The sequence below is a fragment of the Streptomyces sp. NPDC021100 genome, from assembly GCF_044333095.1.
GTDB lineage: Bacteria > Actinomycetota > Actinomycetes > Streptomycetales > Streptomycetaceae > Streptomyces.
This window is the reverse complement of sequence record NZ_JBIRQH010000024.1, coordinates 91,302-110,432: the sequence shown is the minus strand read 5'-3', so window position 1 is coordinate 110,432 and position 19,131 is coordinate 91,302. Positions and strand designations below refer to the sequence as shown.

General features: G+C 68.7%; 19 protein-coding genes. 4 read left to right on the top strand and 15 right to left on the bottom strand.

What is annotated here, in order from left to right:
• Positions 1–190: 190 nt before the first annotated feature.
• Both ACH4PU_RS31380 and ACH4PU_RS31375 read left to right on the top strand, forming a co-directional pair.
• Entirely contained in the window at positions 191–499 is a 309-nt protein-coding gene (locus ACH4PU_RS31380; protein ID WP_398279668.1) for a hypothetical protein, read from the top strand.
• 127 nt (positions 500–626) lie between these two features.
• Positions 627–848, top strand: coding sequence for a hypothetical protein (locus tag ACH4PU_RS31375; protein ID WP_185943109.1), 222 nt, complete (start codon positions 627–629; stop codon positions 846–848).
• Positions 849–958: 110 nt separating this feature from the next.
• On the opposite strand, the gene ACH4PU_RS31370 is transcribed toward ACH4PU_RS31375, so the two are convergent.
• The 10 genes from ACH4PU_RS31370 to ACH4PU_RS31325 all read right to left on the bottom strand — a co-directional run bounded on the left by ACH4PU_RS31370 (position 959) and on the right by ACH4PU_RS31325 (position 11,416).
• Entirely contained in the window at positions 959–1,780 is an 822-nt protein-coding gene (locus tag ACH4PU_RS31370; protein WP_398279665.1) for a glycosyltransferase family 2 protein, read from the bottom strand.
• An 85-nt stretch (positions 1,781–1,865) separates the two neighbouring features.
• Positions 1,866–2,288 carry a glycosyltransferase gene (locus ACH4PU_RS31365; protein WP_398279662.1) on the bottom strand — a complete coding sequence of 141 codons (423 nt, stop codon included), beginning with the start codon at positions 2,286–2,288 and terminating at the stop codon, positions 1,866–1,868.
• Between the two features lie 393 nt (positions 2,289–2,681).
• Entirely contained in the window at positions 2,682–3,179 is a 498-nt protein-coding gene (locus ACH4PU_RS31360; protein ID WP_398279659.1) for a hypothetical protein, read from the bottom strand.
• Between the two features lie 12 nt (positions 3,180–3,191).
• Positions 3,192–5,354 (bottom strand): integrase, encoded by a 2,163-nt coding sequence (locus tag ACH4PU_RS31355; RefSeq protein ID WP_398279656.1) that lies wholly within the window; start codon positions 5,352–5,354, stop codon positions 3,192–3,194.
• Positions 5,351–7,099: a hypothetical protein gene (locus ACH4PU_RS31350; protein ID WP_398279653.1), complete on the bottom strand. Its 1,749-nt coding sequence runs from the start codon at positions 7,097–7,099 to the stop codon at positions 5,351–5,353. Before ACH4PU_RS31350 ends, ACH4PU_RS31355 begins: the two co-directional genes overlap by 4 nt.
• A complete protein-coding gene (locus ACH4PU_RS31345; RefSeq protein WP_398279650.1) occupies positions 7,099–8,565 on the bottom strand; it encodes a site-specific integrase in 1,467 nt (488 codons plus the stop codon). The genes ACH4PU_RS31350 and ACH4PU_RS31345 overlap by 1 nt, the downstream gene beginning before the upstream one ends.
• Before the next feature lie 89 nt (positions 8,566–8,654).
• Positions 8,655–8,963, bottom strand: a complete 309-nt coding sequence (locus tag ACH4PU_RS31340) for a glycosyltransferase family 2 protein (protein ID WP_398279647.1) — start codon at positions 8,961–8,963, stop codon at positions 8,655–8,657.
• 34 nt (positions 8,964–8,997) lie between these two features.
• Positions 8,998–9,384, bottom strand: coding sequence for a hypothetical protein (locus ACH4PU_RS31335; protein WP_398279644.1), 387 nt, complete (start codon positions 9,382–9,384; stop codon positions 8,998–9,000).
• On the bottom strand, positions 9,381–10,529 hold the full coding sequence (locus tag ACH4PU_RS31330) for a PTS transporter subunit EIIC (protein ID WP_398279641.1): 1,149 nt from the start codon (positions 10,527–10,529) through the stop codon (positions 9,381–9,383). The genes ACH4PU_RS31335 and ACH4PU_RS31330 overlap by 4 nt, the downstream gene beginning before the upstream one ends.
• 191 nt (positions 10,530–10,720) lie before the next feature.
• Positions 10,721–11,416, bottom strand: a complete 696-nt coding sequence (locus ACH4PU_RS31325) for a nuclease-related domain-containing protein (RefSeq protein ID WP_398279638.1) — start codon at positions 11,414–11,416, stop codon at positions 10,721–10,723.
• Between the two features lie 725 nt (positions 11,417–12,141).
• On the opposite strand from ACH4PU_RS31325, the gene ACH4PU_RS31320 reads away from it, so the two are divergent.
• Positions 12,142–12,825, top strand: coding sequence for an HNH endonuclease family protein (locus tag ACH4PU_RS31320; RefSeq protein ID WP_398279635.1), 684 nt, complete (start codon positions 12,142–12,144; stop codon positions 12,823–12,825).
• Positions 12,822–13,097 carry a hypothetical protein gene (locus ACH4PU_RS31315; protein ID WP_398279632.1) on the top strand — a complete coding sequence of 92 codons (276 nt, stop codon included), beginning with the start codon at positions 12,822–12,824 and terminating at the stop codon, positions 13,095–13,097. The genes ACH4PU_RS31320 and ACH4PU_RS31315 overlap by 4 nt, the downstream gene beginning before the upstream one ends.
• Before the next feature lie 22 nt (positions 13,098–13,119).
• Here the strand turns inward: ACH4PU_RS31315 and ACH4PU_RS31310 are convergent, their stop codons facing one another.
• The 5 genes from ACH4PU_RS31310 to ACH4PU_RS31290 all read right to left on the bottom strand — a co-directional run bounded on the left by ACH4PU_RS31310 (position 13,120) and on the right by ACH4PU_RS31290 (position 18,849).
• Positions 13,120–14,100 carry an ATP-dependent DNA ligase gene (locus ACH4PU_RS31310; RefSeq protein WP_398279629.1) on the bottom strand — a complete coding sequence of 327 codons (981 nt, stop codon included), beginning with the start codon at positions 14,098–14,100 and terminating at the stop codon, positions 13,120–13,122.
• Positions 14,101–14,148: 48 nt separating this feature from the next.
• Entirely contained in the window at positions 14,149–14,556 is a 408-nt protein-coding gene (locus ACH4PU_RS31305; RefSeq protein ID WP_398279626.1) for a DUF6233 domain-containing protein, read from the bottom strand.
• A 728-nt stretch (positions 14,557–15,284) separates the two neighbouring features.
• Positions 15,285–16,046: a hypothetical protein gene (locus ACH4PU_RS31300; protein ID WP_398279624.1), complete on the bottom strand. Its 762-nt coding sequence runs from the start codon at positions 16,044–16,046 to the stop codon at positions 15,285–15,287.
• A gap of 41 nt (positions 16,047–16,087) precedes the next feature.
• The gene (locus ACH4PU_RS31295; protein ID WP_398279621.1) at positions 16,088–18,289 is read right to left on the bottom strand and encodes a Mucin-19; all 2,202 of its coding nucleotides are present in this window, start codon (positions 18,287–18,289) and stop codon (positions 16,088–16,090) included.
• Complete coding sequence (locus ACH4PU_RS31290) at positions 18,289–18,849, bottom strand: hypothetical protein (RefSeq protein WP_398279618.1); 561 nt, start codon at positions 18,847–18,849, stop codon at positions 18,289–18,291. The genes ACH4PU_RS31295 and ACH4PU_RS31290 overlap by 1 nt, the downstream gene beginning before the upstream one ends.
• Positions 18,850–19,131: the final 282 nt, after the last annotated feature.

Genomic DNA, 19,131 nt, shown 5'->3' with positions numbered 1-19,131 from the left:
CATTGCTTTTCAGCATGCTCGCAATTCCGTGTGGCCGCACCCGGACATCGAGAGGCATGCGCCCGGTCGGGTGGGGGAAGACGGGAATGGCGCCGCTCGAACAACGCTCCCGCGAGCAGCGCATCGCCGACTGCCTGAACTACCCCGCCACCTACGAACTCGCCGAACACCTCAGACCACCCCCGCTGCGGTGGGCTGCCCGCGCCGCTACCCGGCCCTGGTCTACCTGCTGCTCGCCACCCTGCTCCCGGTCACCGGCTCCAAGCGCTCGGCCATCGGCGCGCTGCCCCCCTCCCAGTGGAGCAGCGTGCGCGCCGCCGTCCGCCGCCACGCCGGCCGCCGCACCGCGGCCCTCCTCCCATCGCACCCGCCGACGCGTGCGCAGTACCTCTATGCCGAGCAGCACATCCTCGCGCCCGCCATCGACACCCTCCAGGACGCCTTCAAAGAGCTCGCCCACCGCCAGCCCTCGGATGAGGCCCCCGACCACCCCTGGTGACCCGTCCCCGGCCTCGACGGCCTCCCGCGGCGGCGAGCGTCCCGCCGGGCCCGAGATGCGGCCCGGAAGGCGGGCGTGCACGCTGGAACGACGATCTCGACGTCCCCCGACGAAAGGGTGAAGGAGCATGATCGTCCAGAAACTGCACGAAGCCGGCCTGCGGAGCGAGCACGCCTACTGCATGGCCTTCGGCTCCATCGCCCTGACGGTGGTGGCCTGGGCCGGGTCGCTGAAGGCGGAGAGCGCCGGCACCGCCCGGGCCGACCGCTGGGGCATCTTCGTCGGCGAATGGGCGCCGACGTTCTTCACCCTCGGCCTCGCCCTGGCCCGCTACGAGGACCGCGACTGAGACCCCGACCAAGACCCGGCCCGGTCCGCAGCGCGGTACGGCCGCCGCGGAACCGTCCTGCACCGAACCGCGGAATTGCTCGATCGGTGCTCGTGATCACGCGAGATTGCTCACGGAATCGCGGAACCTACAATGCACGTCCCCTTCCGCAGCGCCTCCAGGTACTTGCCGTGATTCCAGGCGAAACGGCGGGCCTGCAGCTCCATGGCCGGATACTCGGGCTGCGCTGTCATTTGCTCCGCGTGCTTGCGGTAGTGGTAGACCACGGTCGGCAGCAGAGCACCGCGGGCACCGCCGGTGACGCCGACGAGATAGGCGTAGTCCTCCCCCTGGGGCAGGGCCGCATAGCCACCGCTCGCGCGGACGACCTCGGTGCGCGCCAGGAGCGTCGTCGGCCCGATGGGAATGGTCGAATTAGGGGTCGCCCAGTGGCGCCAGACATCGCCAGGCGCATGGAAGCCGGGCGGAGTTGAACAGCGCCAGGTGGTGATCGAGCGGTCGGGATGAAGGTCTGCAGACCAGCCTGCGCACCAGCCCAAATCGTGCTTCTGCGCGTGGCGGAGGCGTACGGACAACGACTTCGCGGGGAGTACGTCGTCATCGTCCGACGTGGTGAGCCAGTCGGCAGTCACCTCGTTCACGGCGAAGTTGCGCGCAGCGCCGGCTCCCACCGGCCGCGGAAGCGCGACGACCTTCACTCGGGCGTCATTGCGTAGGACGTCGGGCACGCCGTCCTCGGACACGCCGTCGAGGGCCAGAACCCATTCCCAGCTCACGTCCTGATCGCACAGACTTGCATAAAGCTCCAGCAGGTACGCGATTCGGCCCGAGCGCAGCCGCGTAGGCGTGACGACGGCGACTTCGGCAGCAGGTGCTGAATACACGCGGGATCTACCTTTCGGTACCTCGACGATTCGCGCGGCGTTGTTCAACTGGCCTTCCTCCGTACCCGATCGAGTGGACTGGGGACCGGTCGCGTGCGCCGTGACGTACATGTCCGCTACGTTCAATCCCAGGTCACCGGCCACAGAGCGCCCCCGTCGGCCGGAAAACGTCCGGGTGGAGGTCTGCGGACCAGCCAGCGCACCGTCCCAGGCCGTGAGAGCGCGCGTGCTCAAGCCGGACGGACAGTGATCGTTCCGGCAAGATGTCGTCGTCATCAGCTGTGATACACCAAGGTGCAGTGACTTCGTTGAGGGTAAAGTTGCGGGCCGCTCCGGCGCCTACCGGTCGAGGCAGCGGCACGACCAGGACCCGAGAGTCGTCCCGCAGGGCCGAGGGCAGTTCTGAGGAGGGAACGCCGTCGAGCGACAAGACCCACTGCCATTTCACGTCCTGGTGCTGGAGGCTGGCGTACAGCTTCATCAGGTAGGGAATGCGTTCCGCGCGCAGGCGCGTCGGGGTGGTGACGGCAACTTCGGCAGTCTCTGCTTGGGGCACGGCGGGAACTTCCTTTGGGTCCAGGGATGGCTTCAACGGGCCGGAGGAGAGCCGGTGTCACTAACACAGGGCTCCTCCTGCGTCGACTCCGAGAGTTCCATCGAATCCGGACACCGGAGGAATCTGGTCCCTGCCCGTTGCCCGGGTCCGGCATTCTGGATTTCCCGGAACCGGCTCGCGTTATGGATTCTGCACCAGCAGACCTGTGGATATTTTTCCGCTGCCTCTTGGTGAGTTCGGCGCCTGCCGCTGCGGGCGGGGCGGCGTGGGTGCGCTGCCGAGACGTGACGCTCGGCGGTGAGGAGAGCGCGAGCGGGCGGTGTCCGTCGGGGATGGGCCCCGGGAAGCCGTGCGCGAGTAGGCTCTCGTGCGTCTTGCGTGAACGGCCGCCGGTCAACTGCAAGATCCGTAAGGGGCCGTCCGGCCGGCCGCGGTGGGCAGCGCGCGGACCGGCGCACCGGCCGCGATCTGCGCACGGAGGCGTTCGATCTCCTCGTGCTGGGCGGCGAGCCGCGAGACGGCCAAGGTCCGGAACGCGGTGAGTTCCTCCACCTGCGCGTCGCGGGCCGTGACGCGTGTCCTCAGCTCGGCGTTGGCCGCCTTGAGCCGCTCGATCTGGGCGTCGCGCGGGTCAACGATCTGTCCGGCTTCCCGCAGTTCGCAGACGCGGCGCTCGAATTCCTCGGCCAGGTGCTGGTAGGCGCCGGGTCTGGGGGTACCGTCGCGGTTCTTCTTCGGGTAGAAGCCGGTGCGTGTGACCCCGGCGAGCGTGGCGAGGGTCTTGAGGTCGGTCTTCCCGCCGGGTGGCAGGTTGCCGCTCAGGATCCGTTCCATCGCGGCCCGGATCGCGGCCTCGTTACGGGCCTTGTCGTCCTGGGTGAGGCGAGCCATCGTGTCCTTCTCCTATGCCGCGGTGCCGGAGGCGGCGTCGATCTCTTTCACGACGCGCTGAGCCCGATCGCGTTCGCAAAGCAGCCGCTGCTTCTCGCCTTTGGCCACCCGGGGGCTCTCGACGAAGGTCTCGATGGTGATGACCTGGCCGATCCAGACCGGCCGATGCCGCTGATGGTGGGTGGCTTGCGGGCACCGGGCCGAGTCGCACATGCCGATCAGAGGTTTCGTGGCGTCGGGGGTGCCGGCCAGTTTGAGGCACAGGGCCTTGGACGGATCGCGGAACCAGCAGAAGTTGGCCGGGCCGATGTGGAGCGTCTTGGCCTGCTTGCGCAGTAGTCCCTCCAGGTGCCGGTCGTCCTGGAGGACCTTGGGGTCATGCTGGGCGGCCTCCTGAAGCCGGGCGTCGACGTGCTGGTACGCTTCGATCAGGCTCCGGGCGCCGGGGCCTGTCGGTTTACGGCCCGCTTTCATCTCGTGGAACGCCTCGACCGTGAGGCGGAGGTGGACCTCTTCCTCGGCCTCCTCGGCCTCGGCCAGGAACAGGCGCTGTGAGCCACCCGGGCGCGCGGCGTACCCCTCGGTTGTGGCGACGGAGATGTGCTTCAGCGCGATCTTCGCTGCCAGCAGACCGCCGGGGCGCTCGGCGATCGACAGAGCCAGGGTGCGGCGCAGCATCCGGGCGGAGATCGGGCCTTTCGGGATGAGTGGCAGGCCCCAGCGCTCCCGGTTCCCTGTCTCCTCCAGCCACTCCCGCAGCCGTTTGAGGCGCATGGAGAGGGCGATCTCACCGAACAGCGCGCTGCCAGCCGGCTTGCCGGTCAGCCGCTCGGCCAGGCCGACCGTGCGGTGTACCTCCTCGATGACCACCCACTCGTCGGGCACGCCGCCCATGCTCTTCCCCTTGATCAGGCGACCGGCGAGCCGGTACCGGGTTCGGCCCGCGAGCTGAGTGGTCCGCCGGCAGCCGACGTTGAGCTCGACCAACTCACTGTTGCGCATGCCGGTCAGAGCACAAGTCACCACGAGACACGCCGTCAGTACGTTGGCGATCAGGCTGTCGACCTCGTTGTCTGTCAAGGGCCCGGTCCACGCCACCGGCTGGCTGTTGTCGTCGCGGCGGATGGTGGGGGCGTCGCGCGCCCAGGGGCCTGCGAAGCCGACGGTCTTGGCGAGGCTGATCAGGTGCGGCACGATGTGCGGGCGCAGGTGCACCACACTGATGCTGCGGACGCCGACGCGGTGTGCGAGGTGATGCCAGGCGAGGCGGTTCAAGATGCCCAGTTCCTCGCTGGTGCGCCGCTTGGTCACGACACCTTCCGGGAGCGGCTCCCCGGCGGCGCGCATCCGCCTGATGACCTCCCGCAGGGCGGGCACATGAGCCACGGTGGCGAACGGCAGCTCCTTGCGTTCAGCGGCCGCCACCCGCATCTGCTCCGACACGGCGGCCAGGTGCGGCCCGACCTCGTTGACGAGGTAGAGGCAGGTGGCCAGCAACGGCTGGAGGATGTGGTCGGGCGCCACCGGTGTGCGATTGCCCCGCAGCCACTTGGTGCCGACGATCTCCAGGGTGCTCCGCCCGTTCCACGGCACGAAGCCCGCCCGATAGCTGTCCGTGGACAACAGTTCGCCGTACAGGGTGATGAGCTGAACGACGCGGACGCTCTCGGCGAGGGTCTCCGGCACCACCTGCTGCCGCGGCTTACCCGGCTCGGGCACCCACCACTGCTGCTCGTCAATGAAACGGTCGCAGTGCTCCTGCGTGACGTCCTCCAGCAAGGTGATGCCTTCCCTGGTCAGCCAGTTGAACCAGTCAGTGAGGCGGTTCAGGAACCGTCGGCAGGTGCGCGGGCTGCGGAACTTTCGGAGCGCGAGTGAGCAGGCCATCACGCTGTCGTGGTGGGGGGCGAGCAGCGCGAGCAGGACTTCCTTCGTCACCGCTCGCCAGGACGTGTTGATGATCTCGGAGAAGTCCCAGACAAGTTCGTACGGCTTGACCGAGCGGGCCTTGTCCGCCAGCCCGCGGAGATCCCAGAGGTCATCCTCGAACCGGGATCGCACCGCACCGCACAACAGCCGCAGGCCGGCCGTTTCGCACACCTCGCAGCCGGCGAAGGCCGACACCGTCCGCCGGGAAATCGTGCGGGGCGCGCGGAGCGGGCGTGGGAGTTTCACTGGGTGGCCTCCTCGGGGCGGAGCGGAATGTCGCTGTCGTCGTCGGTGACCTCGAGGCCGCCCTTCGCCCGTGCCTCGTCGGAGAACTTGGGCAGGATCTCGTGGGTCAGCCGGTGCGCGTAGGGGCCGAAGACGCGGAGGTAGTGCTCGACCTGCATCTGCCGGAACTGGCGGGCGAAGAAGGCGTCCAGACGCAGCAGATTCGCGGCGTGCCGAGGCAGGAACACTGCCAGGGGGCAGAGCAGGCACACCCAAGGACGAGCGGGGCACGGCTTCCCGGCCGGCCCGTGCAGGCCGGCGAGCTGGTCGGCACAGGCTGCGGTGAAGACGTCGCGCTCCCCTCCGACCAGTTCGGCGATCGCCGCCGTGTCCAGGCCCAGCCGCTTCACCTCGGCGGGGAAGTCAGCGGCGAACTGGGCGGCCTGCTCCGTCGTGAGGACCACAGGGGGCAGGGCCTTGCGCAGGATGTCGGCCTGACCGTCGTTGATGATCGACTCGATGCTGGCAAGCTGCTCCGGGTCGGTCGGGGTGGCGTAGTGGTCGCCTTCAGTCCGCGGGCTGTGATGGGGGTCGATCAGCGTGCGGCCGGTCCAGCCCCGTCGAGCCAGCCGCTCCTCGAAGGTGGCGCGCACCCTGCCGCCATGAATGACGAACCAGGCTCCCTCGTCATCGACAAGCCCCTCGTCACGGATAAACATGCGCCGGTCTCGGCCGTTCTTCATGGCACCGGCGATCGTGCTCATGGACTCGATACACGCGATCCACAACTCGTCCCGAAGATCCGCATCGGCGAAATGGCGCAGCTCGGCGGAGTGCCGCAGCCACTGTTCCAGGAGACGCACGGCGGGAGCGGTAAGCACCGAACTCTCCCTGCTCGTGCGACCTTTGAAGTAGGACAGCAGGATCGTTGCGTCGCCGGCCCATTCCACGTCGCCGACGCCGAGGTCCGCGATCCCGTCGGGCACGACGCCGCAGTACATACCCAGCAAAGTCTTGTAGGCGACCAGCACCTTCCGGGTCGGGAAGAGATCATCGCGAACCTGTTGGACGAGCTCGCAGGTCGCAATGCGGAAGGTTCTCCGCTCTCCGGGGCGCTTGCCGTTGTGGCGGGCCTTGAAGTGCTCCACGTAGTGGTTGGTGTAGCTCATCGGGCCGCGACGGAGCATCAGCGAGGCGACGGCTTCGGGCGTGTCCTGCGCAAGGAGCCGGGGGTCTTGAGCTTCCTTCGCGGCGGCGAGCGCCCGCCTATGGCGGGAGAAGCTCTCGTCGACGACGCGCCGGCAGGTCTTCTCCAGCCGCTCCCACTCTCCGTCGGAGTACGCCTCGTAGGTACCCAATTCCGGCCGGATCTTCAAGGGCTCGCCGTCGAGGAAGTCATACACCTCGGCGCGCAGGCGCCCGGTGGTGTCGTGGAAGTCCGTGAGCAGGCGGCGGGTCTCACGCTCCTTCACGTGATTGCTGGCCATCCAGTAGCGCACCAGAACCACGCGGGTCAGGTCCGCGGCCGAGCCGGTGAAGCCCGCCTTCGACAGCTCCCTGACCAAGTTCCGCAGCGAAATCCCGTAGCCGTTGGCGGTCTTCTTCCTGGTGATGCCGCCGTGGGGGTGTGCATTCGCGGCCAGGCCCACCGCGAGGTCCCGGGCCAGGGCGGGGTTGGGCAGTCCAGCGAGCCGTACGGTCCACTCACTGCCGTCTGCGAAGATGAAGTGGACGCCCAGCGGCTCGTCGATGACGGTTGCGGGCATCAGCCGTCCACCTCACCGGTGAACTCCGCGGCCGCCACTGCCGCCACTGCCTCCGCTGCGCGGTTCCGTCGGGCGAGGGTGCTTTCATAGAGCTCCCTGTAGATCCGGGAGACGTCCAAGCGCGCGATGTAGAGCTCCGTGGACGTGACGCTCCAGTGTCCGAGCAGGTCACGCAGGATCATCATGGGCTCGTGCTTGCGCAGCCACAGCGCGAGCGCGGCGTCCTCGTCCGTGTCCACAACGAGCTGAGCGATCCGTCGATAGCGACCCTTGACCAGCTCTTCCAGCGTGCGCATCGCCATCGAATGGCGCAGCCGATGCGGGGCTGTGGTCGGGAACCGGGGCTCGTAGCGTTCTCGGACCCGCGCTGATGTCCGGCGGAAGACCGTCGCCCAGTCGACGAAGGGCAGCCCGGTAGACTGCAGACCGACCAACGGACACTGCCCATCCGTCGTGACCAGACACAGCCGTTCCTGTGGTCGCAGGCTCCGCCACGACTTGCGTACCCCGTTGAGACGGGCGCCCTCCCAGTCGGGCTCCTCAACCAGCAGCGGCTCGCCGAGCCTCCACGGGGGCCTCCATGTGAACCCCTCGGCTGACGCTGCACGGTCCAGGTCGATGTACTGGTGCATGGCGGCGAGCTGTGCGTAGTGGACCCACGTCGTTCGGTCCTTCTCACCCTTGGTGATCGCGTATGCAAGAGGGAATTGCACTGGGAGCCGCGTTGGCCGCGGTGGAAGGGGCGGCACCTCGTAGATCGTCAGGTGCGTGAACTCCTTGCTGCGGAGCCCGCTCGACAACACGTAGTCGCCCATGGCCGAGTTCCGCGCCGCTTCCCGCGGGCGCCGGTAGCGGAGGTCCGGTTCGCCGTCCGGTCCTTGACCGGCCAGGGCCCGTACGAACAGCTCAGAGAAGTCCTTCTCCAGGTGCTTGATCGTCGTGTGGGGGCGCGGCCGACGGAGCGTGGCGAGGTTCCTCTTGGTCTTGACCACGGCGCCCTGGGCCATCCTGCAGCCCATGCGATAGGTGAACGGCACTGCGTCCACGACGGCTGCCTCGTCCTTCGCCCAGCTGTAGAAGGCGGACAGGATGCCGACGTGGAGGTTCCACGTGGTGTGGTCCCACCGCTCCTTCAGCGGGCCAGCGAGGCGGTACTCGGCATACATGCTCAGCGCCGACCGCAGCTCCTGCCGACCACCGAACGGATGGACACCGCGGTCCTTGAGGAACGTGAACCAGTCGCGCAGGCATCCGCCACTGTTCTGCCATGTCCGCACGGACGGTGAGCCGTTGACAGGCAGCCCTCGGAGATACCGGTTCCCCACGACGGCCGGCCGGGGCGCCCCAGGGCCGTCCTCGAAGAATAGATCGTCGTCGAACAGGACCGGCATCCGCTCACGGATCAACGGCTGGCGTGCCAGGTCCCAGCTCTCCCAACCTGCGGACGAGAAGCTGATCATCTGCATGGCCGAAGACCCTAGGCATCCGACAGCAGGGGGTGCAACAGACTGACAGAACCCGCCTCGGACTGGGGCGAAGGAATGCGACACAGTCATCAAGCAGCGACTTCGTCATCATCCGCAAAGGCCACTCGAGGGGCTTGTACGTAGTTCAGGGCGGTATTGCGCGCGGGCGCCGGCCCCGGCCCCGGCCGTGAGACCACGCACACGCGTGGGTCTTTGGTGATTGCCGACGGGATCAGGTCCGGATCGGCCTCCGGGCCGTTGGGGGCGAGGATCCACTCCCAGGTCACGTCTTCCTGGGCGAGGAGGCTGTCGTAGAGCTCTTCCAGAAAGGGCAGCCGATTCGTTCGCAAGCCAGTGGGGGTGATGACGGCGACGGCAGGCTGATCCAGGCGAGGCATGGGAGTCTCCGAGTTGGTTGTATGGGTGGTCGGCTCAGGCGGCGGCCGGCCAGATGGCACAGGTTGCGGCGCGAGGGCGGCCGGGGCGTTCGGCCCAGGTACTGATCACGGCAGTGACCGGCAGGGTGATCAGGAAGGCCTGTTCGGGGAGGGCGTCGCGGTAGGAGGCGAGTTCAGCGTTCGAGGCCGGTACAGCAGGGGCGTGGCGTGCCGCGTCCAGCAGCAGCGCGGGCGCTGCCGGTTCGTCGTCGTGGGTGCCGCACCAGCGCACCGCAAGCAGCTCCTCTCCGCCGGGCCCTTGGTGGGGCAGTGCGCCGGGTAGGGCGCGGTTCCAGACCGGGTTGTGGTCGATGATCACGACGGGGAACAAGACGCCTCGCCCGTAGTAGGCGGCGTCAACCTGAAGGTGTTTGTGCGTCACGTGCGGGGGTCCTTCCTGTCGACCGCCGTCTCGGATGTTGCTGCTTCCTCCGTTGTCCGGCCGGGGGTGGAAAGGTGGAATCGGGTGATGGCGAAACGGAAGATCGTGTAGTAGGTGACGGCATAGACGGCTCCGATGGGCAGCAGAAGCAGCGGTTTCTGCGAGATGGGGGCGTTCAGGATGAGGTCCAAAGTGCCTGCCGAGAACACGAAACCCGTGTGGATGTCGAGAGCATTGACCAAGGCCATGCTCAGCCCTGTCAAAGATGCGTGGATGAGCAGGAGCGGGGCGGCCGTGAAGGCGAATGCCAATTCGATGGGTTCGGTGATGCCGAAAGCGAAGGACATGATGGCTGCGGGCAGCAGCACTTGCCTCGTACGGCGGCGCTGGGCGGGCAGGGCACTGCGCCACATGGCGAGGGCGGCGGCCGGGAGCCCGAAATCCGCTACCGGGAAGAATCCAGACATGAAGATTCCAGCGTGCGGGTCGTGCTGCTGAAAGAAGCAGGGCATGTCGCCGCGAACGTTGTTTCCGCAGTCTCCGGAGACGTACCAGACCAGAGCGTTGGGTATGTGATGGAGGCCGATGGGGGTGAGGATTCTGTTGACGAAGCCGAAAAGACCGCCGCCGAGAACGGCGTGTCCCGATACGGCTTGGGCGAACGTAGTGAGGCCTTGGTCAACGCTGGGGTAGAGCAGGCCGAGCAGGGCTCCGGAGCCGGCGGCGCAGAGCGCGACGAGTCCATAGCCGACGAAGCCGGGGATGGCTCGGTGCTCCACCACTCTCCACACCGCGAGCGCCAGAAGGCCTGCGACGATTCCGGACAGAGCGCCGTAAGGCATCCGTGCGGGCGGCGTGTCCAGGCGCCCGTCGGCGAGAGTAAGCACGGTCCTGGAGAAGACCAGGTAGGACAGGACACAGGCGAGTACCGGCCCGTGGTGTTCTTTCCCACGGGAGAGGCCGAGCCCGAGGCCGATGGCGAACAACAGCGGCAGGTAATCCAGGATGACACCGCCCGCGCCGGAGAGGACGGCCGCCACCGTGTGCAGTGAAGGGTAGCGACCCAGGATGTCCGGCTGGCCGAGACGAAGGAGCAGGCCGGCCGCGGGCATCGCCGTGATGGGCAGCGCCAGACTCTGGCCCATGCGTCGCAAGCTGCCGGTAAGCACCGGCCGCTTCGAGGAGCGCCCTGGCTGCGCCGGGGTGCTGGCTTGGGGTGTTCGAGAGTGACTGAGTTTGATCACCGGATCTCCGGTCGGGGAGGACGAACGCGCGGTGCGCCGTTTGGTCGCCGGGGACAGACCAGGGGGGCTGCGGGGTTGGGGCGAGAGGTTGTTCAGCGGCCGGAGGCCGGCTTCAACCGTTGTTCTGCTACGCGCGTGGTCTCGCGGATCATCGCCCGGTCCCACCCGGGAGCAGCGGGCAGGGACTTGATGTACCGGCGGAGCTGTGCTGCCTGTATCACGGTGACGTCGCCGAAGTGGATGCGTCCGCCGGGAACGGTGGCCCCGTGGACGGCGACTACGGCTTGGACCGGCCATCCGAGGGCCTTGGCGGCCTGGTCCGCTTCCCATCGCACCGTGGCAAGTGCCCGTGTCTGGGAGTAGTTGCCGTACCAGAGTTCACCGCGACGCAGGCGGACGGCCGACTTCTTCGAGGTCCAGGTTTTGGTGTCTATGTAGAGGGGGCCTGCCCGGCCGATGACCAGGTGATCGAGGTTGGCTCGCGAATTCGGCACGGCGCGGTCGTGGAGCACGGCGTAGCGGCAGGACCAGGACAGGGGTGCGAGGAGTCGGGCCGTGCGTCGTTCCCCGGCGGCGCCGGTGGCCCAAGAGCTGCCCTTGCTTCGGTAGATGTACCGCAGCCCGGTGATGGCAATGGCCGCTGCGGTGGCGACTCCGGCCGGCCATGCGCCGCACGCAGCGGCCACGGCGTAGCCGGTGCCGAGCGCCACTGCGAGGAGGGGCGGCATGGCCCACAGGGCAGTGCGGTGCTGCTTCGCACGTTCTACAGCGCGCAGCCTGATGGCCATTTCCTGCGCACTGGCTCCTGCTGTGTTTCGGCGACTGCTCGCCCTGACCACGGCCCACGCCCCCTCTGGGATTTCGTTGGTTTCGGGGAGCATACGGCGATCCGCCTGTGGATAGATTTCTTTCGATCGCCTTCCGCAGGGGGCATGCGACCTGGAGCATCGGCATTCTTCGCCGGTCAGTCCGAACGACCCGATTGCCTTTTCTTGGCTCACACTTCCGCTGCCCGCGCTTGATTCGCTCCGCTCTCCCTCTGGCAGGCGAGAGGCCTTCTTGCCTGTGCGGACGGGCATTCCTGTACCGGCAGCCGAAATGTCGGGTTCCAGGCTGTCGAGTGGTATCCGTCTCGCCGTAGGTTGGAATTCCTCAGACCGTCGGAAGCGACGACTACCTGGCGTTGCCGGAAAATACCCAGCCCCTCAACGCGGGATTCGCACATGGGGGGAGTTCGCGTTGTGACGGCTCTCGTTTCGCGTACGGAGGTCACGACGGCGTCTGGCTCCCTCCACACGGGTGACCTCATGGGCCGGCGGGCGTCGCCAAGCGTGCGGCGCTTTCGGCGCGCCGTACGGTCGTGATGCGCGCCTCTGACAGGAGGGTGCGCTCCCGGGCGGTCCCGTGGTCCCCGCAGTAACGCGGGGCCGCCCGTTTGTCCTGGATATGCTGAGTCGGCCTGATACAGCGATCCACAGGGGGCAGTGTGTTGACGGGACGTCACAGGCGGCGGTTGGACGCTGTCGCGGTGGTGTGTGCGGCGGCGGTGTTGCTGGCCGGCTGCGGGTCGGGGAAGGACGAGCCGTCCGGCCGGTCGTCGTCGCCTGCGGCGTCGGTGGATGGGAAGAACCGCGGGAGGGAGGTGCTTCCCGGGTTGCCGTCGGCGGCGCAGGCGAGGCAGATGCTGGGGAAACTGCGGGTGGCCGCGCCGAGGCCGATGACCGGGTACAGTCGGGCGAAATTTCCGCACTGGGTGGAGCAGGGCGCCAAGTGCAACACGCGGGAGACGGTGCTGGAGCGCGACGGCCGCCACGTCAAACGCGACGACCAGTGCCGGGCGGTATCGGGCACGTGGACGAGTCTGTACGACGGGAAGACGCTCACCTCCGCCTCGCAAGTGGACATCGATCACATCGTTCCGCTCGCCGCGGCGTGGCGGTCGGGCGCTGATCAGTGGTCCACCGACCATCGCCGGGCGTTCGCCAACGACCTGGCCCATCCGCAGTTGCTGACGGTCTCGGCCGCCTCCAACCGGGCCAAGGGAGACCAATCGCCGGACCAGTGGCAGCCGCCGGCGCGCGGCGCCTGGTGCGTGTACAGCCGCGCCTGGACATCGGTGAAATCCACCTACCAGCTCACCGTGACGAAGGCCGAGAAGGACAAGATCACCGAGATGCTGGGTACGTGCACCTCATGACGCCCGAAGATGAGCAGTACCGCAGTGAGGTGACCGCCGGGGCCGGCGGGGCGATGACCGACGAGGTCGGTGTGATCACCGGAGACCTGACCGTGGTCACCGCCGACCGCGGCGACGGACGGGCGGATGTGCGGGTGCAGTACACCGACGCCGACGAGTGGTACACGCTCACCGGCAGCCCCGCCCCTCTCCTCCCGGCCGGGGCGAAGGCTCTGCACGAGAAGGTCCTCGCTGCGATCAAGGCCGGCGGCGGCGCCACCGTGCCGCGCTGAGGGACGCCGGCCCGGGCCGCAGTCATCCGGCCGCGGGCCGGTTCCCCTCTCCGAAGAGGGGAAGATCCGCCGGGGTCATGTCCGCCCGAAGGCGGACCCACCGCGTCAGATGCCGGTATTTGCCCTGGTCAATCGCGGTGTCGGCTTGGATCTCAGCCACCAGGTCGGGGCGGACCGGCTCCACCGCCAGGCTCTGGCCGCTCGACCAGCCGGCCGAGAAGCGGCGCCCCGCCCAAGGGTGCCCGGGTCCGGCCGCGGTCACGGCGTCGGCCACGAGCGCGGCCGCTGTGGCCGGCAGCGGAGCGGTCCGGCCGACGTAGCGCAGCCGCCCCTGGGCGTCCAGGCGCCCCAGCAGTACCGAGCGGACGGCCTCTCGCGACGGGGAAACCGCCCCCACGATGGCTTCCGTGGTATCGCGCGCTCTCACCTTGCGCCACCCGCCCCGGCGGCCCGGCGTATACGGCGAAGCCGCGTGCTTCAGGACGACACCGTCGATCCCGACCGCACCGTAGGGAGTGCTCAGCCACTCCTGCATCTGTTTTCTCTCGCTGCTGGCTGGACAGAGCGTCCACGGCGGTCCGAGCCTCTGCTCGGCGAACAGCCTCTCCAACGCGGCGCGGCGCTCACGGTAGGGCCGCGGCATCAGGTTTCCCTCGAGGGGGCTGTACAGCAGGTCGAACAGGACCATGTGCGCCGGTGCTTCCGCTGCCTGGCGCTGGATGCCCCGGCGACTGCGCAGCCGCTGCTGGAGGCGGTCGAAGGACAGGCCTTCGCCCGACCAGATCACCAGCTCACCGTCGGCTACCGTCCCTGGCGGCAGGTCACGCTCGGCCGCAGTCACGATCTCGGGAAACGCCCTGGCCAATGCGGTGCCGCGCCGGGAGACCAACTGCACCGGGTCGTCGAACGGGCGCGCGACGCCTGCCCGGAAACCGTCCCACTTGGCTTCTCCCACCCATCCGACCAGATCCTCGGGCAGATGATCCAGTGGACTCGCCGTCATGGGTTCCGGGACACGCACGCCCTGATCAACGACGTCGCCGAGTCGGCGTCACCCCCGTATCTGCTCCTGTACGCCGCATGCCGTGCAGGGCTCGGCCCCCTCGGCCAGAGCGCGGCGGACGTCATCGAGGGTGAGGGAGGGCTCGGTCTCTGCGAGCCAGCAGGTCTGGTGATGGATGACGCGCAGTCGCGGACGGCCGACGGCGGTGGGCAGCTCCTGTGCGCTCCACTGCCGGATCACTTCTTCTGGCTGGGCTACCGGGGCGTCGGAACGCCGGGTGGGCACGCAGGAGTAGTCGCTGCCGTCGATCGGGGTGACAAGCCGGGCGGGGACACGGAAGACCACAGGGGACGGCTCCACGGCGGGGCTACCGTCGGGCCGCTGGGCTTGGCTCCACAGGTCGATGCGGACCTCATACCACCAGTCGCCGGCGCGCTGCCGGATCCGGGCGATCATCTCGGCGAGAACCGAGTCTCCTGCAGGGAGCTCGATCCACACCCGGGGCGCCGGCCTTTCAGGGCCGCATGTCAACACGGACACCACTGTCTGCAGACCTCCAGGCTCAGACCGCGGGGGCGCCAGCGCCGCGCCGTAACGGCATCCTGGCCATCCCGTGCCCATCCGGCCACCGTGGACCGTTCTGTGCGGGAGCCGCGAGTTGGCTCGGCGGCGTCGGACCAGTCGGGCAGGATTCTCACCGACCTCGGCAGGCTGGTCGGCAGCCTCCGGAGGCCGTCCTCGGTCTGAGCTTGCCGGGCCCCAACAGTGTGTCGAAATCATGCATAACGGCACGATTCTACCTTCGAGAATGCGACTGTGGCTCCGCCAGCCGAATTCCGCCGGTGGCGCGGTCAGCAGAGGAACGTGCCGGTGAAGGCCACCACGGCGACGGTGAAGAGGATGGTCAAGGCGAGCGCCTGGTGGTGGTGCAGCAGCCGTGCATGGAACACGGCCCCGCCGCCGCATAGGCGGTTGCCGTCGCGCAGCCGACGGCCGCGGCTGCGGCCGGGCCCTCCTGGCCGGTGGGCATGAGCGGTTGCCTCTCATGGGGGCGTGGCTGCGGAGCGGGGGTGGCCCGGCGGGCATCGGCTTCGGGTTGATGGACTCCGCCGGGCCAGGAAGAGCATCGTATCCGCCGGTGAGGCGCATCGTTCCTGCAGCGTTCGCCCTTCTGCTGGACCGGCTCAGTCGTCCGGATTCCAGGCGCGGAGCTCGAGATGGGTGATCTGGGCTCCTTCGGCGAGGCGGCCGGTCTCGACCATCCAGTCGGTTACGGCCGCGGCGACGTCGCCGTCATGCTGGGTGACGCGCTGCTGCCATTCGCGAGCGTCGAAGCCGGAGCTCCATGTGCCTGGGCCCATGGTGGAGTTGCCGTAGCTGCGCTCTTCGGTGCCGTCAGGGCGTTGGACGACGCCGTGGTGCACGCCGGGGCTGTCCCGCCGGTCACCGGAGTCCAGAAGGAAGCGCCCCTTGGAGGCCCGTACAGTGAAGGCGATCTTGCCGTTCTCGGCCGCGGCCGCGTCGTCGATCACGGGCTTGAGACGGGAAGCGCCGGACTTGATGTGCTGCCGGCCAGCGCGGGCAATACCCGACGTCCACCGGTCATCGTGTTGGACGCTGACAGCGTCTCTTGTGCGCACCCGGGCGAGCCGGCCGGTCTTCGTACGGCGCCGGGTGGTGTAGCGGCTCGCGAGTTGCTTGAGGGATTCCATGTCGCGGGGTCCGCCGGCCTGGACTTCCTGAACGACGGCGCGCAGGGCCGCCACGAAGGACTGCCCTCCGCGCGGGCCGCGCGTGTAGAAGTGGGACACGATGGCGGAGTTCCGGCCGAGGATCGTGGCGACGTCGCGCTTGCTGAAGCCCTCACGCAGTAGCTCATCGGTCAATCGCGCCGCCTCATTCGGGGGCACCTGAGCGGTGGCGCCACGGCGCCTGCGCGGGGGCATGGTGCACGGTCTCCTTCGTCCACGGGGTCGACGGCGGTTCGTCAGCGGGCCGAGTTTGCATTCTCCTCATCCCACCAGGCTCGGCCCAGGCTCTGGAGGGTGAAGAACTCGGCGTCGGTGGTCGGTGCCGCCACGGAGTGGGGCAGGTGGCCCTTGAGCAGGTAGTCGCCTGGCTGGGCATGGTAGGGCCACTGAGGCATGGCGGTGGTGTAGATCGCGTCGGTGCGGAAGGCGATGATGCTGCCGGCCGGGAGGTGCAGGGCGCCGACGTGCACGGTCTGGCCGTTGGCGTCCTTGGTCCGGGTGGACAGCAGGGCGGCGCGGGCGGCGGACCACACACCGGCCGCCCATTCCGGGTGGGCCCAGGGGCTGCGGCTGATCACCGTACGCTCCCACACCACATGGCCGCCCTCGATGCCGGTGACGCGGGCGCCCTTGGGGATCTCGTTCTCTCGGCCGACGGGCACGCTGCCGCCAGTGGTCCGCGGCCGTTGCGCGAAAGCTCCGATGCCGAAGAGCAGGATGCTGCGCACCCCGCGGGAGGCGAGTTTGTAGGCCGTGCGCAGGTGTTCGGTCCCGGTGTGCTGGGACGTGGCCGACAGGGAGGCCCAGGCCTTCTTGAGTTTGTCCGCCCATTCCTTCAGGGGTTGGCCGGACTCCCACAACAGGCCGTCGAGGATCTCGATCCTCCAGGGCCGGATCGGGTTGCGCAGGGCTGCGTTGATCTCGGCGCCGCCGGCCCAGGTGGTGAAGGTGCGCCCTGGCTGGTGTGGGTAGTCCCATGCCCGGTCGCCGGTGATGGCGTGAGGGAGAAGGCCGACGTGGTTCCAGTCGGTGGGGATGGTGACCCTGACCTGCCAGTGAGAGGGGGCGAAGAGTGCGTTCGTCTGCTCCTTCTCGTTCCAGGAGTTGAACGTGCGGGCGGTGACGCGCTGAGGGGCGCCCACTCCGCTCGCCCAGGTGTGTTTGCCGTAGGCGAGGGTGCGGTCCAGTTCGGTCCACTGGGGAAGTTGTTCGGGCACGCGCGGTGGGGTGATCAGTTCGGTGCGGCCCTGGCCGGCGGTGGCGTGGAGCAGCTGGCGGATCTCGTCGGACATCACGGGGTAGCCGTCGGCCCATCGGGCTCCCTGCTTGCTCGGGATGGTGCGCGACCACAGGTCCCTGCCGGTCAGGCTTGGGTTTCCCATGAGGACGACGTCGGGCCACTCTCGTTTGAGGGCCTGCCACAGAAATCTGAAGGCATCGCGGACGGTGGTGACGTCGGCGTCGCCAGGGTCGAACCATTCGGCGACGCTGCGGACTTCGACGTGCTGGTTGCCGCGTTCCCAGCGGCCGACCGGGTTGCGCTCGTGGTAGTGGTGGTCGGCCATGCGGTCCTTGCCGCGGCCGGATTCCACCTGCCAGCCCTCGGGCAGGTTGTTGAGCCAGGCGGCCACCGCGTCCTTCAGGTACCGGTAGCGCTCGGCGTCGCGGTGCCATGGGTCCCCGGCGGTGATGTAGATCCGTTCCACGGTGTCCGGGAGGTGGGCGTAGACGGCGGTGAGGATCTCGGCGGGGGACGCGGTGCCGAGGTCGAGCTGGATGCGCTGGTCCTTCCAGGCCAGGACACCCGTGCGTGCATCGAGGAATGCCATGCCCCGTACGGCCTGGGTGAACTTGGGGCGCTCCGAGCGCAGGTTGTTGGCTGCCACGGCGAACCAGCGATCACCGGCCTCGCCATCGGGGATGCAGGGCAGTTCGCGGGGCGCCGGGGGAACGGGAGTGGCCGCCTCGGCCGGCGGCAAGGCGACCGGGGCGGCAGCGCTCTCGGCCGGCTCCGGCGTGGCCTGCGGCATGCGGCCGTCCTGCTGCGCGGCAGGCAGTTGCACAGCGGAGGGCTGTCCGCTCACCTGCTCGGGCGCAGGCTGCGCGGGGATGGCCTTGAGGGCCGGGGCCGCGGCACCGGTCGGCTCGGCAACGGCCTCCGGCACCGGCTGAGACGACGCGGGCTCGGCGCCCGCCGTGACCTCGGTGTCGGCGGTGGGTGCGGGGGCCAGGTGCGGCACCAGGGCGACGATGTCCTTCACGGACAAGTCGGCTGCCGGGGCGAGGCGCTCGGCTTTGGCCTTGGCGTACGCGCCCAGGGCCTTGATCTGCTTGTCGCGGTCGTCGCGGAGCTTGGTGAGGGCCTTCTCGGCTTTGCGGACGGCATCGCGGGTCTGGCGGAGCTTGACCAGGCCGTCGTTGTAGGTCTTGGCGTCCATCAGCTGCTCCTGTCGGCGACCGTGGCGGGGTTGCTGCGGATGTCAATGGTGACGGAGTAGTCGGCGGGAACGGAAACGGTCAGGTGGCGTTCGCCGTCGATGCTGACAACGGCCTGGCCCACCACCGCCTGGCGGGCGGTGGTGTCGGCGGGGAGGTCGCCTTGGAGCAGGTCGTCGAGCTCCATGACCTTCACCGGGGTGCCTTCGCCCGGTTTCCACGACCGGCCCGGCGCGCCGAGCTGCGCGGCGAAGCGCCGGGAGGGACGGCCGTGGAAGGCCACTCGGGGACGCGGGCCGTCGCCCACCCAGTGCCAGCGGTTGCCGTCCGCATCGGGCAGGACGTCATAGACGGCCATGGTCTTGCCGCCGCGGCAGGCGACGACGACGGCGATCCGGTCGGGATCGAAGAGCATCTTCGTCGTCGACCTGCCCTGCCAGGGCGACCAGGCGGACAGGACGACGTCAGCTTCCGTGCTGATGCCGGACCCGACTTCGCTCCAGCGCCTGCTCACGTTGACCGCCAGGGCCTGGAAGCGAGGAGCGTCGTCGTCGGATGACACCAGCTGCCTCCTGGGTGAGGGAAGTGATGTCACCCACCATAGATCGCCTACGAACACTTATGCAATAAGCATTCGCAGGCAGTTCCTGTTTCGTCCACGTGCCACCGTTCAGGCGGGCAGGTCTGTCCTCCGTGGTAGCCCAGCTGGGACCCCGGCAAGACCCCGTCCCTCCTCCCGCACCATGCCCTGCCGCCCGGGGTCCTGGGCGGCAGGACTCCGTCGTGCCATCGGCTTGCGATCCACCCTCACCGGCCTGTCCGATCGGCTCAGGACGGTGCTCAT

What these genes read in the sequence shown, in the direction of transcription:
- ACH4PU_RS31375 (WP_185943109.1), top strand. Translation starts at nt 627, where the DNA reads ATGATCGTCCAGAAACTGCACGAAGCCGGCCTGCGGAGCGAGCACGCC.
- ACH4PU_RS31360 (WP_398279659.1), bottom strand. Translation starts at nt 3,179, where the DNA reads ATGGCTCGCCTCACCCAGGACGACAAGGCCCGTAACGAGGCCGCGATC.
- ACH4PU_RS31350 (WP_398279653.1), bottom strand. Translation starts at nt 7,099, where the DNA reads ATGCCCGCAACCGTCATCGACGAGCCGCTGGGCGTCCACTTCATCTTC.
- ACH4PU_RS31345 (WP_398279650.1), bottom strand. Translation starts at nt 8,565, where the DNA reads ATGCAGATGATCAGCTTCTCGTCCGCAGGTTGGGAGAGCTGGGACCTG.
- ACH4PU_RS31340 (WP_398279647.1), bottom strand. Translation starts at nt 8,963, where the DNA reads ATGCCTCGCCTGGATCAGCCTGCCGTCGCCGTCATCACCCCCACTGGC.
- ACH4PU_RS31330 (WP_398279641.1), bottom strand. Translation starts at nt 10,529, where the DNA reads ATGGGCCAGAGTCTGGCGCTGCCCATCACGGCGATGCCCGCGGCCGGC.
- ACH4PU_RS31325 (WP_398279638.1), bottom strand. Translation starts at nt 11,416, where the DNA reads ATGGCCATCAGGCTGCGCGCTGTAGAACGTGCGAAGCAGCACCGCACT.
- ACH4PU_RS31315 (WP_398279632.1), top strand. Translation starts at nt 12,822, where the DNA reads ATGACGCCCGAAGATGAGCAGTACCGCAGTGAGGTGACCGCCGGGGCC.
- ACH4PU_RS31310 (WP_398279629.1), bottom strand. Translation starts at nt 14,100, where the DNA reads ATGACGGCGAGTCCACTGGATCATCTGCCCGAGGATCTGGTCGGATGG.
- ACH4PU_RS31305 (WP_398279626.1), bottom strand. Translation starts at nt 14,556, where the DNA reads ATGATCGCCCGGATCCGGCAGCGCGCCGGCGACTGGTGGTATGAGGTC.
- ACH4PU_RS31300 (WP_398279624.1), bottom strand. Translation starts at nt 16,046, where the DNA reads ATGCCCCCGCGCAGGCGCCGTGGCGCCACCGCTCAGGTGCCCCCGAAT.
- ACH4PU_RS31295 (WP_398279621.1), bottom strand. Translation starts at nt 18,289, where the DNA reads ATGGACGCCAAGACCTACAACGACGGCCTGGTCAAGCTCCGCCAGACC.